The organism is Candidatus Krumholzibacteriota bacterium, assembly GCA_016932415.1.
Taxonomy (GTDB): domain Bacteria; phylum Krumholzibacteriota; class Krumholzibacteriia; order Krumholzibacteriales; family Krumholzibacteriaceae; genus Krumholzibacterium.
This window is the reverse complement of the sequence record JAFGCX010000018.1, coordinates 23,208-37,614: the sequence shown is the minus strand read 5'-3', so window position 1 is coordinate 37,614 and position 14,407 is coordinate 23,208. Positions and strand designations below refer to the sequence as shown.

The 14,407-nt window shown below is 44.0% G+C and carries 8 protein-coding genes; 7 read left to right on the top strand and 1 reads right to left on the bottom strand.

Features of this window, described 5'->3' with window-relative positions; translation table 11 throughout:
• Positions 1-25: 25 nt before the first annotated feature.
• The 7 genes from JW814_06765 to JW814_06735 all read left to right on the top strand — a co-directional run bounded on the left by JW814_06765 (position 26) and on the right by JW814_06735 (position 10,737).
• Positions 26-1,201 (top strand): acyl-CoA dehydrogenase family protein, encoded by a 1,176-nt coding sequence (locus tag JW814_06765; GenBank protein MBN2071146.1) that lies wholly within the window; start codon positions 26-28, stop codon positions 1,199-1,201.
• Positions 1,202-1,237: 36 nt separating this feature from the next.
• A complete protein-coding gene (locus tag JW814_06760) occupies positions 1,238-2,377 on the top strand; it encodes a hypothetical protein (protein ID MBN2071145.1) in 1,140 nt (379 codons plus the stop codon).
• On the top strand, positions 2,370-3,665 hold the full coding sequence (locus tag JW814_06755; protein ID MBN2071144.1) for a 2-oxoacid:acceptor oxidoreductase family protein: 1,296 nt from the start codon (positions 2,370-2,372) through the stop codon (positions 3,663-3,665). Before JW814_06760 ends, JW814_06755 begins: the two co-directional genes overlap by 8 nt.
• Positions 3,666-3,858: 193 nt before the next feature.
• Positions 3,859-5,013, top strand: coding sequence for a pentapeptide repeat-containing protein (locus tag JW814_06750; GenBank protein ID MBN2071143.1), 1,155 nt, complete (start codon positions 3,859-3,861; stop codon positions 5,011-5,013).
• 129 nt (positions 5,014-5,142) lie between these two features.
• Entirely contained in the window at positions 5,143-7,890 is a 2,748-nt protein-coding gene (locus JW814_06745; protein MBN2071142.1) for a caspase family protein, read from the top strand.
• A gap of 112 nt (positions 7,891-8,002) precedes the next feature.
• Positions 8,003-8,362, top strand: coding sequence for a hypothetical protein (locus tag JW814_06740; GenBank protein MBN2071141.1), 360 nt, complete (start codon positions 8,003-8,005; stop codon positions 8,360-8,362).
• A 32-nt stretch (positions 8,363-8,394) separates the two neighbouring features.
• Positions 8,395-10,737 carry a S8 family serine peptidase gene (locus JW814_06735; protein ID MBN2071140.1) on the top strand — a complete coding sequence of 781 codons (2,343 nt, stop codon included), beginning with the start codon at positions 8,395-8,397 and terminating at the stop codon, positions 10,735-10,737.
• 56 nt (positions 10,738-10,793) lie between these two features.
• On the opposite strand, the gene JW814_06730 is transcribed toward JW814_06735, so the two are convergent.
• Positions 10,794-14,399: a caspase family protein gene (locus JW814_06730; GenBank protein ID MBN2071139.1), complete on the bottom strand. Its 3,606-nt coding sequence runs from the start codon at positions 14,397-14,399 to the stop codon at positions 10,794-10,796.
• Positions 14,400-14,407 lie beyond the last annotated feature (8 nt).

The window sequence follows — 14,407 nt, the reverse complement described above, 5'->3', positions numbered from 1 at the left end:
GTAAAAAGTCTTGGGAGGGTATGGCATGTCTTTTAAGGCTCTCGATTTTTTTAACCTCGATGAACTTCTGAGTGAAGAAGAGATACTTGTCAGGGAAACAGCGGCGAAATTCGTAGACAGGGAAGTGATCCCTGTTATCGCGGACCACTGGGAAAAGGCGACCTTCCCGAAGGAACTGATCCCGATGATGGGGGAACTGGGATTTCTCGGACCGTTCGTTCCGGCCGAATACGGCGGAGCGGAATGTTCTTACACGATATATGGATTGATCTGCCAGGAACTCGAAAGAGGGGATTCAGGCGTAAGGAGTTTCGCGTCTGTGCAGGGAAGCCTTGTGATGTACCCGATATGGAAATTCGGTTCGGAGGAGCAGAAGAAGAAATACCTGCCGGAACTCGCCGCCGGCAAGATCGTGGGCTGCTTCGGGCTTACCGAACCGGACGCCGGATCGGATCCGCGTTCGATGCTGACCCGCGCGAAAAAAGACAAGGGAGACTGGGTCCTTAATGGTACGAAGATGTGGATCACCAACGGTTCGATCGCCGATATCGCCGTCGTCTGGGCGAAGGACGAAGAGGGAAAGATAAGGGGATTCATAGTACACAGTGATGATCCCGGATTCTCCTCCCCCGAACAGAAGCACAAAGTATCGCTCCGTGCCTCTGTCACATCCGAGTTGATCCTTGAGGACGTGAGGATCCCCGCCGACAGGGAACTTCCCGGCACGGACGACCTTAAAAGCCCGCTGATGTGCCTTACATCGGCGCGGTACGGGATCGCCTGGGGCGCGACAGGCGCGCTGCAGTCGGTTTTCGACGAAGTCCTGGGATACACGAGCGAACGCGTCCAGTTCAACAAGCCCGTAGCTTCTTTCCAGATAACGCAGAGCAAGCTTGCCGAACTGGCGACCGATCTTACCAATTGCCAGCTTATGGGGCACAGGTTGGGAAGGCTCGCTGATTCGGGCAGGATGAAGCACTACCACGTCTCGATGGCAAAGAGACACAACGTCAACGCCGCGCTTCAGGGCGCGAGGAAAGCGCGCGGTATGCTCGGAGCGAACGGGATCACCCTTGAATACCAGACGATGCGCCATATGTGCAACCTTGAGTCGGTCCACACGTACGAAGGGACCTTTGAGATCCATACACTCATTATCGGTGAACACCTGACCGGGATGTCAGCGTTCGGCAACGAGTAGCAAGATGTATTACCTGAGTAAATCGGTGAGTTCGAAATGACGGCGAAAATAAAGATGGCCGAAAAACCCGGCATCGTCCTGGTCGACGGATCGACTCTGATCATAGAATCGCTCGCCCGGGCGGGGGCCGATGTCTTTATCGGATACCCCATAACGCCGGCGAACCTCCTTTACCAGTTCGGCGCGATACGTTTTCCCATAGCGCTCGCCGCTCCCGACGAGATTACTACCATCCAGTGGATGTCGGGGTTTGCCGCTGCGGGCAGAATCCCTGTCACCGCGACCTCTTTTCCCGGATTCGCCCTTATGATCGAATCTATAAACATGGCCCTCATGATGGAGCTTCCGATGGTGATCGTCCTGGCGCAGCGTCGCGGTCCCGCTACCGGGACCGCGACGCTCGGCGCGCAGGGAGACCTGCTGCTTCTCCAGGGAGCAATATCGGGAGGATATCCTCTTCCGACCATCTGCGCGTCGGACATGGAGGATTGCTGGACGCTCCCTGCTGAAGCGGTACGGATGGCTGTCAGGCTGCGAAGCCCTGTCGTGCTTCTGACATCCAAGGAAGACGTTATGACCAGGAGAAGTTTCGACATATCGTCTCTCTCCGGAATCAACGCGATAACCCATGAACTTTTTCCCGGCGATCGGCCCTTCGAAAGTTATCATCCGAAAGAAGACCTTGTGCCGGCGTTTCTTCCGGTTGGGAACAAAAAACACCAGGTCCGCCTCACCGCTTCGACGCACGACTCGCAGGGAATCCTTCAGAACAGCACTCCCGAGGCTCTCGATAACACGAAAAGGCTCCAGGCGAAACTTGAAAAAAATATTTCTTCGTATACTTTTTACGAACTGGATGAAGATGATGGCGCAACAGCCATCGTCGTATCCTATGGAACGACCTCGCAGGCCGCCAGGGAAGCAGTTGCGACGATGAGGTCGACAGGCCTGAAAGTCTCTCTCTTCATCCTGAAGACGATCTTCCCCGTACCCGGGTCCTATACGGAGATTCTTGGCAGATACGGCAGGGTGATAGTAGCTGAGGAGAATCTGACGGGCCAGATGAGGCATATCCTTTTCGGCAGAATTTCACGTCCAGGTGTCTCTGGAGTCAACGCCATCGGAAGGATGGTTACTCCAGATGAGATCATCGAGGAGGTGAAGACCCATGGATAACAGGTATATAGACAGCGGGGACCTTCCGTTCTGCAGGGGATGCAGCCATAACCTGATCATCCGCCACACCGCCGCGGCGCTTGAAAAAATCGGGATCGATCCGCTTGACGTCATAATGGTAACAGACATAGGATGCCATGGTATAATAGACCGCAAGTCGCACACGCACACAGTCCACGGACTTCATGGCCGTTCGGTGGCTCTTGCCGTCGGAATTTCAGCGGCCCTCAACAACCCGCGGAAAAAAGTTATCGTCTTTATCGGCGACGGCGGAAGCACAATAGGGATCAATCATATCATCGGAGCCGCTCACCGTAATTTCGATATGACCGTTATTGTTCATAATAACATGCTCTATGGAATGACCGGAGGTCAGCGAAGCGACCTCACTCCGGGCGGATTCAGGACCCGTTCACCGATAGGAGGCTTTACAGAGGAACCTCTCGACCTGGTGAAGATCACAGGGGACGCGGGCGCCGCGTACGTCAGCAGGATAGCCGCCAGGGGCGATTTCTCCGACAGCCTCGTTGAAGCTTTCAGGATAAAGGGATTCTCCCTCGTCGAGATCCTCGAGATATGTCCAGCCTACGGGATCAAACAGAACAGGGACATTAAAATCGCCGACATCGGGCCGGCATTCAATCTGCCTCTCGAGACGCATATGAATGAGAACGCCAACAAGATCGATGTCGAGCCCCGCGCCGCCGTCTCATCGCTTCTCGGTTCGCTCAGTCCGGTCCCTTTTGAATTCTCACACGCTCTCGATGATCAGTTTACGGTCCTCGTAAGCGGATCTGCGGGAGAGGGAGTCCAGGTAGCGGCAGAGATCTTCATAACAGCTGCTGTCTCATCGGGTCTCAACGCCACGAAAAAAGGCAGTTATCCTGTCACCGTCGGGACCGGGTTCTCCGCGGCCGAGGTGATTCTTTCCCCGCGCGACATCGGATATACCGGCATAACGAAGATAGACTGGGTCCTGGTCTCTTCGGAAGACGGAACCTCTTATTTGAGCAACAGGATCAAGGGTATGACAGAAGGATCGGTGCTGGCCGATTCGACGATTACTCTTCCCTCGACAGGTGCTTCAGTGCTGACAGGCGACTTCAGGGGTTCGGTCAATCCGAAGGAGTCGACCCTTGTCATGATGCTGGTCCTGCTGGAAATATCGGGCATATTCCCGGTCGAAGCTTTGATAAAGGCGATCTCGGATAACCGTATCGGCGAAAAGACAGACACCGCGGCACTGCTCGAAGCGGCCAAAACGATCCGGGAACAGATTTCACGATAACCGCCCTGATATTTTTCCATGAACCAGTGACAATTCAATTCCAGAACAAATACACAAGAATAGCTTGAAAAAGAGAACAAATAATAAGTACAATCATCAGTATACTACCGTATAGCTTTACATTCAAACGTATCGCGCGTCGGTTTTATCCATTATTGATGAGATAATACAATTATCAGCGGAGGCATTTTAGATGAATAAACACATTGACGAAATAGACAAGAAGATAGATCTAATAAAAACCGAACACGCTCAAAAATTTTCTGACAAACTTGTAATCTGGGCCACTTTTATTGGATTAGGCGGAATTCTCATTTCAATCATTACTGGTTTTAGAAGTTGTATTGTTACTAATAATATTACTAATGGGTTTCATTCATTCGGAGTCGGGTTATTGATTGTTGTTATTATATACGTTTCGATCTGCATTATACATTTTATTCATTACCGGGATAACCTGAAGGAAGATATTGCCCCCCTAAAAAAGGAAATTATGAGACTTAAACAATTGGAACGTGAAGAAGTAATTAAACGACAGGAACATATTACACGGGAACATGTCGAGAAAAATCTCGCTCTGGTCGGGTCAAATACTCTTAATCTATCTGACAGGAACCTTGAAGGAGAGGACCTGTCCGGATTGAATCTATCGGGAACGAATTTTTGCAAGGCAAGCTTGAAGGGAGTTATCTTCAAGGAAACGTGTCTTAATAATGCTCAATTTTTAAACGCTGATATTAAAAATGGAGTGTTCATTAAATCCGAATTGTTATCGGCTAATTTTGAAGAAGCATGCCTGGAGGATGCGATGATTGATAATGCATCAATTGGCAGCTCAATGTTTCATAAAACTTCTCTCATTCGCGCAAAATTACGAAACGTGACGGGGTACAATGTTTTTATGCGAAATGCCGACCTGAGTCAGGCTGATTTTGAAGGAGCTGTATTGCCTGAAATAAATGCCGGCGAAGCAAAAGGAATCGGGGCATCGTTCAAAAATGCGGACCTTAGTAAAGGGATCCATTCGGCTAATTTGGATAATACCGATTTTCGAACCGCAAATTTCAGCCATTGTAATTTATCCGATGTCTCTTTCAGAACAGCTGACTTATCAAACGCTGATTTGACAAACGCGAATCTTTCACGCGCTTTCCTCGCTGGAGCGAACCTTACAAACGCCAATTTACAAAACGCAAACCTTGAAGGTTCAAATTTATCCGGAGCGATCCTGAACGGAGCCGATTTCAGAAAAACAATACTAAAGGGAATCAATCTCAATGAAGCCAAATATGACGATCAAACAAAATGGGATGATGACCTGGACCTTTCTCTTACCAATCTACGATGACGACATATGAAGGCAAATTATTGCTTGTTAATTCAAATTCCCGGGTATAGGATTGCCTTGAGGGAATTGCAGGGATTGTAATAATATGGACAAATAATCGCTTTTAAATAGATAAGGAGAGTTCATTTTATGCGGCGTATATCCATTTTTATGTCGATAATAATGATCATTTCGGTTTTTACTTGCTCAAAAGCTCAGGCTGAATGGATTAAAGGCCCCTGCAGGGACGTGTTGCGTGTCGGTGAAAGCATAGAGATGCAGTTGCCGGGCACGTACGAATTAAGCGCTGCCGTATTCTATGCTGGTGCAAATGACAAGGAGACCATTGACGGCGTTCTGGAATATTCTATTGATGGAATAAAATGGGACCGCTGGACTCTGGTCACAAACCTGAAGTATAATCAAAGCCCAAAAAAAGTAAAAGTAACTGCCAGATATGTCAAATTTATCATGCTGGGAGGAGGGGGCAGAGATGGGTTGATCTCATTTTGCAGCAAAGGGTCGGAAGGTTTTTCAGTGTATGGGGCTCCTGCTAATTACAGCACTTCGAAAAGCAGTAATGTTTCAGGAGTTTCAGTAACTGGTATAAAGGGCTATGGCATAGATTATTCCGACAAATCAAAGGTTTGCTTCATCAAGGATTATCCTCACCTGAGGATGGATGATGTTCCAACCCGGTGTAAATATGCCAATGCAAAATGGGATGGTTCATATGAAATAAAGGGTAAGCAACTGATTCTGAAAATGAATAATATTGGTACCGAATCAAAACCCGGCCACATGCTTGGACTGGGATATACGGTAACCATTAAGGGCGCGACATTTGATGATGGAACTACAACAAAATCCTTCGTTTTATATAAATTCAGTGGTAATCCTACTCAAAAATCCGCACAAAAAATCATAAATATAATTCCAACCGGAAAACCTGAGCTTGTTGTTTCCGCTGCGTTAAAGAGTGGTTATACTGTTTTAACAGACCAGGACTCAGTCATAATATCCGTAAAAGTGGATAATATTGGAGATGGTGACGCGAATAATGTTCAACTGATGCTGAGACCTACGCGTTCAGGTCTTATCTCCTTGTCGCCTGAATATAAAATAATTGACTCTCTTCCAGCCGGTAAAAACCGATATTATTTTTTCACTATAAAAGGAACGGATAATATTGAATCTGGAACTGCCCGATTGACAGTTGATGCGTCCACAAGAGAAAGCCAGAGTAAATCGATAGTCCTTGAAATACCGACAAAACGACAGTTTTCTTCCCCTACCTATCCGGCCGATCTTGTCATAGAGAATATTGTTTTTAAAGAACCTTCTGGAAACAACGCACTTGATGGATACGAGACAGGTAAAATATCCTTTTTTCTATCAAATAAAGGTAAGGGAGAGGCGCAGAACATCAGAATATCCCTTTCTCCACTTGGCTCGGCTGAGGGCTTGATTTTTTCGGCAATGCAGATTGTCGAGCGGTTAAACCCAAACAGCAGAAAAGAATTACACTACCCCATAAAAGCGGAGTACAATATTACCAGCCTTGACAGGCAATTCAGAATACAGGCAGTCGAGGAGTTCGGATTCGACGCGGATCCTGTAAATATCCGGTTTGAAACAAAACGGTATGAGCCACCTGACCTTAGAATCGAAAAAATCGCTATAGATGACAGTGAGGATGGAGACGCGTACGGCAACAAAAATTCAATCATAGAACCGAATGAATCGATAGTTGTAACTGCTTTTATACAAAATTTTGGCACTGGGACAGCAGAAAACGTTACCGCTAAAATAATTGTCGATCACAGCGTTCCCAACCTGTTCGTTCCAATGGAAAAGGATATTTCCAACATAGGAAACATTCCGCCCGGTGAATACAGGGAATATTCTTTCTTTTTTCATACTACCAAGCGCTTCTCAAGAAGTAACATCCCGATCAAGGTGGAACTTTCTGAATCAAAAGGGCATTATGGCAAAATTATTGACCTTGCTCTTAAAATGAATGAAAGGTCATCAAATATTATTGATATAGACATTGCGAAGATACCGACCCCGCAGCTTAACATTAAACCACTTCCCGCTATTACATCAGATATCGATCGAATAAAAAGGAAGTCAAAAAATTCAGAGCCCGATGATTTCGCAGTAATAATAGGCATTGAAAAATACAAGTATGCTCCTGACGTAACATACGCGGCCAGGGATGCCGGCGCATTCTATAATTACGCGCTGGACATATTGGGAATACCTGACAGGAACATTATCTATCGCGTCAATGAGGATGCTACAGCAGCCGAATTTATGAAAATATTCGACAAAGACGGATGGATCGCCCGGAGAATCACTGAAGACAGTGATGTCTATATATTTTATAGCGGTCATGGAGCCCCAAACCTCAAAAGGAAAGAACCATATATCATCCCCTCCGATGTCGATCCAAATTACATGACTTCCGGTTTATCTCTGCCTGACATCTACAGTACAATGGACGACCTCAAGTTAAGTTCAGTTACAATTTTGCTTGATGCCTGTTTCAGCGGGCAGAGCCGCGAAAAGGAATTACTCCTTGCGGGGTCAAGGCCCGCTGTAATTGAGCTTCATAAACGTAATGATTCATATAACAATGTAACGGTGATGGCAGCGGCAAGTGGCATGGAAATCAGCAGTTATTACCCGGAGCAGAGTCATGGGATATTTACATATTTTCTGCTAAAAGGTCTTCAGGGACTTGCCGATTCGAACGGTGACAACTCAATAACTGTCGGGGAACTATTCAATTATATCAAGCCAAATGTCTCGCAAACCGCCGCGTTCCTGGATCGTGAACAGACACCTGACTTATTGACAAAGGACAAAAGCCGGGTGCTGGTTGAATATTAAACATGTTAATTTGGTATATAAATTGGTGGTTTTATGATACATAAATTGAGCCTGTAATAATTACAGAATGAATGTATATGCCTTCGTGCCGGCTTACTATTGGTGGTCTAAATTGAAAATTCCAAACCTGTCACCGGAACAGATCGATAAAATTGACGTTAAGCTTGTCGAAAAGCTGAATAATATCATGGACATCGAATCGGCAACCATTGAAGTCATCATAGAGATATCGGATAATCTTCCGGAAGGATCAAACGAAAATAAATCAAGCCCAGAATCACTAAACACAAAATTGGAAGATATTCTCAATATTGATCTGCCATCAGACTTAGAAATTATCAATATTTATGGATTCATGAATATGATAGTTGCAAACCTTCCTGTAAATAAAATACCTCTCCTGTTCCAATTGTTTAATGTCTCAAAAATATTTGATGCCGAAGGAGATATTACTCCAGATGTGAGAGACTGATTTTTTTTCACAATAACTCTGAGGGTGAAACTATGGGTTTTATTGAACCTGCGTTGTATGAAAAAATAGCTGTTAGCGCAAAAAGTCTTAATATTAATAATATCGATTCCAGTCATGAAGAGATTGGTGACGATTTCGCAATTAAGGATGTTCACTTTCTTGATTCCCTGATCGAAATTGGAGATCTTCTCTCTCTTGAGGAATTTGAAAATACCATAAGCTCAAGAGGCGCAAGAAATATCAAAAAATATCCTGAACTGAATATGCTCGCGGCGGAAATACCATTTTTCCAATTAATACCGCTAAAAAAAACACCTCATATCAACGGCATCTACGATGGAACAGGTAAAATCAAGCATTGCCTGGATGCAAGCGTCGGAATGATAGTCAACCATGACAAGATCCTCCTGCCATTTAAGCTTCCGGGAAAAGATTCTCCTCCTTCCGGCGATGGCATAAGAATTTGTATTATTGATACTGGTATCGACCGGGAACATCCTGATTTAAAGGATTCGATCCTGGAAATAAAAGATTTTACACCTGACATGGATAGTCATGATTACAGCGGACACGGAACCCATGTGGCATCGATTATCGTCGGGAATGGATCCGCTTCGTCTGGAAAATATAAAGGTGTCGCCCCTGGATCGGGGCTTCTTATCGCAAAGGTTTTCGACAAAGATGGATGTACTTCAAGAAGAATGATCATAGATGCCCTTCTATGGGCTATAGAGATGAGAGTTGATGTTGTAAATATGAGTCTCGGAGATTCCAGCACATCAAGAGATGGAACATGTCCAATATGCAAAGCTGTAGACTATGTCTCGTCAAACGGCGTGTTTGTCGTAGTATCTGCGGGAAATGAAGCAGAAAGTCCGCAAGGCGTTGAATTCTCGTCCAGTACAATAACGTGTCCCGGTAACGCACTTCACTCCTTTACCATCGGGGCTATGACTAAAGACCGTGAATTGGCTTCCTTCAGCAGCTGTGGCCCAACCACCGATGGAAGGGAAAAGCCGGATGTAATTGCTCCGGGCGTAAATATTACAGCCGCCGCTCCTGGTGGCGGATATGCCAGCATGTCTGGGACAAGTATGGCCGCTCCGCATGCGGCTGGAGCAGCAGCACTTCTGGGAGAGTTGTATCAGGTTTATTCCACTGAACGCGGTATGCCCGATTTTCTAAAACCTGACGATATGAAAAGTGCTCTAAAGGCCGGCTCCAACAAAATAAACGAAATTCACAACGGAAACGAGCAGGGTTCGGGACTTATCAATATACCTGCCGCATTCCACTGGTTGGAACTTCACAAACTCGGTACAAACGCTACTATTAAGTCAGCTTCAAAACCTGCCAGGACGGTATCTGAATTTTCTGTCGCTTTCATTATTCTTATCTTGCTGGGAATACTTTTATACAATATGCCTTTTGGATACCGTATCGAACGGTATTTTTCTTCCAGATGGCATAAAACTGAAGAAGTTGTGCTGTCTGGCGAACCTGTTTCGATCGTCACTGATACAGATGATATTGTACCTGATATGCTTGCTATTGATTCCTCACTGATAAGCAAAGATCTGGCAGAAAAGTACGATCGTGAAATCAGAAGATTGATAGAACATGTCGATTCTCATCCGGACAATATCGATTCACTCGCGAGTCTTCTGGTATTCCTGTCGATAAGAGATGATGCTGAAGATGTTATCACTGTACTTAACAACGCCATTGAGTCCGGCAACAACAACTCCGGCCTGTACTATAACCTGGGCCTTACCTATTATCAGAACGGCATGTTCAGGGAAGCGTACGCGTGCATGAACAGTGTTCTTGAAATCGATAAAAACAACAGTTCCGCCGAGTTCATCATTGAATCCATAAGAACATCCGACGGGCAGACAGCAGAAAATAAAACTTCCGACATCGATTCTGAGAATGCCACGACCAGGCACCCTTTGAATACCACTGCTGTTTTACCCGCCGGCTGGGATATGATCAGTGACGCGGAGAAGATCCATTATGTCTTAATCACCCTTCTGATGATATCATTTCTGTTTTATTTGTCTACTCATCTGATTCCGCGGAGAAAAGCATCCGACACCGGTTTTATTTCTTCTAAGGGGAAGGGAAATCGCATCAATGTTCAAACGGTATCAAGACACGCGATTCACACTTCGATATTCGCAAATACGGTTCTATTTATAACCGGATCTTTGACGTTGATCTATACATCAGTCCGAATGAATAAATATCTTGGGGATTATATAAGAAATCCGGGGAGTTTCATGAACCTGCTCTGGGAAGACAGGGTATTTCTTATCATTGTGGTTCTGTTGATTGCTACCAAGCTTATCAGCAGAAAAAATACAGTTTCATGATTATTTATGAAATTCATCATATTGAGAGTAAGATATATTAGTACGATTTCGACAATCTAGTTATTATAATCAAGTATAATCCGATTGCCGTTACCGCTCATCTCGGGATTCTGTATTCTACCTCTTGAAGCTGCGTTTTTATTGACATTTTTATGGATATAAGATTGCAGTTCGTTTCCTGTTATTTTTTTGTCCATATCCATATCCGCTTCACCTCGCAGTCCCTTCAGGAAATAATAAGTGAAAAGCCCGTGTTTTTTCTCTCTGTACCATGTTGCTATCTCGGCTCCGCTTGAAGCGGTAAATGAAATTCCATTTCCTTGACTGAGGCCCTTTTTACTGATAACCAGAGCTGCCGGGCTTGCGTCTCCTATTACTGATCCTCCATCCGATTCACCGCTGAAACAGGCATCTATTACTACTGTCACGTCGCGCGCTTTAAGCTCTGATATGTCCTGGTAAAATTCGTTGAGCGGATATCCGCTGATCTTAATGCGCCTTGGTTCTGGATCACAATCAAAGGGGAGGAGATATCCCTGTTTGGTTTCAATATTGGGTCCCCCGTGTCCGGAGTAATAGATAAACAGATTTGATACTCCTGCTTCCACTTTAGCGTGAAGCATCTCCTTGACCGCAATCTCAATCTGGGTTTTGGTTGCCTGATCATCATACAATTCAATTATATTATCCTGATTGTACCCGAATGACTCTATCAGGTATTGCTTTACCGCGATTGCGTCCATAATCGCAAAATCCACGTCAGGAATATCTTTTTTCTGATATTTCGAAATTCCTATCAGAAGTGCCACAGAATTTTCGTTCATATTCTTGAGCTTTGGAGGAATATTTACATCTATATTGGGATCCAGTTCAGCAGCTATCCTTAATTCCTCTTTTCTGTAATATATTTCTTCTGTTACGGACTCGAATTCGTTTCTCTTATCCCTCAATCTGATTTCAACGGTATTTGTGCTATTCGGCTTGAGATTCTTAAGTTCGACGTCATAGTTAATATCCATATCGTCCGACGCATGTAGTATCGTCAGATCGGAAGGACGTTCACTTAATCTGTCCTGTGTTTCTCCATTTATTATAGTCATAACATCCGCAATGCCAAAAGGTGATTTAGCTACAATTTTAATCCGATACCTGTCAGTTAATACTTCGTTGTTATCAGGTATGTTGAATAGCTTTATTGTAGATTTGTCATTTCTAGTTCTAGATCCAGTCGATATACTTGCGCTTCCTATCGGCAAGTTCGGATTAACCGGTTTTACGGAAGTTACCGCCACATTTGCTTCTTCTATATCGTAGGTATAAATTTTGGTCATGTCTGCGAAATAATTTTGTCGGACGATAATACTTACATCTAATCGTCCAGGGGCAATACCGGATGGTATAATAAGGTTGATTTTATCCAGGGTGACTTCATCACCCGCGGCGATTTTATCTATATTGAAAATACGGTTCTTTCCAAGGCGACCGAAGTCTATATGCACGGAAAGCTTACGAGCTTCGTAATCTCCATTGTTTCTCAGGGCAAGGTGTAACTCCAAATTCTCACCTTGAGTTACGTTATTCTGCCTGATCAGATCAACAAATACAATATCGGGTTTTCTCAATTTAACGCTGAAATCCTTACTTAATGTAGTTCCTTCAAAGTTATCCTGACTGATTGCTGCCTGAAGGGATATCTTTGACATCATGTGGTCGACAGGGATTCGAACATCGAAGTATTTTGCTATACCTCTGGATCCAGGCTCTATTCGCAGTATCGGTTCCGAAGTACTGGCCAGGACTTCGACGCCACCGACAGAGGAAAGTTTTACTATTACATTTTCAGCTTCAAGATCACCTGAATTGGTTAAAGACACTTTTACTTTTGATGTTCTCCCGTTTGCAAGAGATTCCTCTGTCTCTATTTTGCATGTCAAAACAGGGATATTTTTATTAATAGCCCAGATTTTTGAGATCGTATTGCTTTTTCCCGTGACAGGATCCTTAACCTGAAAAGTAACACTTAAATCATTACTTCCATAGACTCTGGGGATCTCGAATCGCAACCTGGCGCTTCCTGTACTTCCAGAAGCGATATACGGTATAACACATGACTCTTTAGAGACTATTATACCCATCGAACATTCACTCACCGTTAATTCCGCGTTTTTTGTCGGACCTTTCCCTGTGTTTTTGACAAACACTTCCGTTTCGACAATCTCATCATTTTCCGGGATGCCATTCCCGTTGCCTCTTGTCTGCCCTCTGCCACTGTCATCAAGTTCTAATCCGGAAAAGACAAATTCTGGTTTGGGAAGCTTATATACCTTTAGTTTCAAACCGCTCCTGGCATCATACTGCCTGTCCTCTTCGGCATGAAAAATAAGATTAAGATCTCCATCCTTAATATCAAGTGAAGCCTTAAGGGTTATATCGACATTTTCCGTGGCTCCAGGCAGTATATTGCCAACCTTATAAATGTCATTGAATTCGATTCCACTATTGTCACCTGTCACTTTCAAAACGACGCCATAAGCGACGCCTTCTCCCTGATTTACTATTTCAGCATGAACAATGACATTTTCTCCGCCATCAATAGCTTTGTTGGGGATGATTGAATTATTGTCATCAAACTCCGCTTGCATAACCAGCTTGCATGGCTGATCATACACCATTCTTATTTCTTTGATCTTATGGGGTTGCCAAACAATAAGTTTATTAATGTTCAACCCCGCTCCAAGATATTTTCCACTCTTGTCCATTGCGAGGCAAAGCACCTTCCCGTTATGAGTCATTGGTTCAGCAACTTCCTGAAATTCGTCGTCAAGAATATCAAGTCTTCCCGGGCCTTCAGCTACGTACAGGAATTTCCCATCAGGACTTTTTGAAATGGCCGAAACCGCACCGTTTAATTTCTTTTGCTTAACCATCTTAGATTTTGGTATATCCCAAAGTTTGATTTTCTTATCGTCTCCAGAAGTTATAACAAATTGTCCTGAACTCATTGGTATTATTCCCGAGATGCTTCCAGAATGTACTTTCCATTTTTTAAGAAGTGTTTTTTTATCAACGTCAAATATATATATTTGCCCCTTGTTTGTGCCTACAAATAAAAACTTATCAATATCACTAAATACCATCTCGACCGGTTTATCTTCTATTTTGTTGAAGTATCCCAATAATTCTAAATTTAAAGGGTTATATAATGCGATCCGGTTATTTGAAGCTTCTGTCGCTAAAATACTGTTATTTTTTGAAATCGCCAGAGCAATTGGTCTTTCAATTCCAAGCTTCACATCATAACCGGGAGCAGTACTAAATTTTTCATTTGCATCAATAAATGTTTTCCTTAGATATCCATCCCAACCTATACTATAAATAGCATCCCCCGATGTACTATAGACAATTGATTGTATATAACTTTGGTGACGGTCCAATCTTCCATGAAATATTTCATTTTCAATGGAATAAATAATAATTGCACCTTCTCCGCCAATTGCAATCGTTTTCCCCGATGGATGAATGTCAACAGCATTCACCCAGTTACTCAACTTTCCTATTTCTTTATAGTGAATGGCTTCAGCATAAATAGCAATATGCGTAAATAAACTCATAAATAATAAGAAGGCTATAAGCCGCACATTCAATTTATTTATACTTTTCATTTAATACC

Coding starts and splice junctions, on each gene's coding strand:
- JW814_06765 (MBN2071146.1), top strand. CDS start 26: ATGTCTTTTAAGGCTCTCGATTTTTTTAACCTCGATGAACTTCTGAGT.
- JW814_06760 (MBN2071145.1), top strand. CDS start 1,238: ATGACGGCGAAAATAAAGATGGCCGAAAAACCCGGCATCGTCCTGGTC.
- JW814_06755 (MBN2071144.1), top strand. CDS start 2,370: ATGGATAACAGGTATATAGACAGCGGGGACCTTCCGTTCTGCAGGGGA.
- JW814_06750 (MBN2071143.1), top strand. CDS start 3,859: ATGAATAAACACATTGACGAAATAGACAAGAAGATAGATCTAATAAAA.
- JW814_06745 (MBN2071142.1), top strand. CDS start 5,143: ATGCGGCGTATATCCATTTTTATGTCGATAATAATGATCATTTCGGTT.
- JW814_06735 (MBN2071140.1), top strand. CDS start 8,395: ATGGGTTTTATTGAACCTGCGTTGTATGAAAAAATAGCTGTTAGCGCA.
- JW814_06730 (MBN2071139.1), bottom strand. CDS start 14,399: ATGAAAAGTATAAATAAATTGAATGTGCGGCTTATAGCCTTCTTATTA.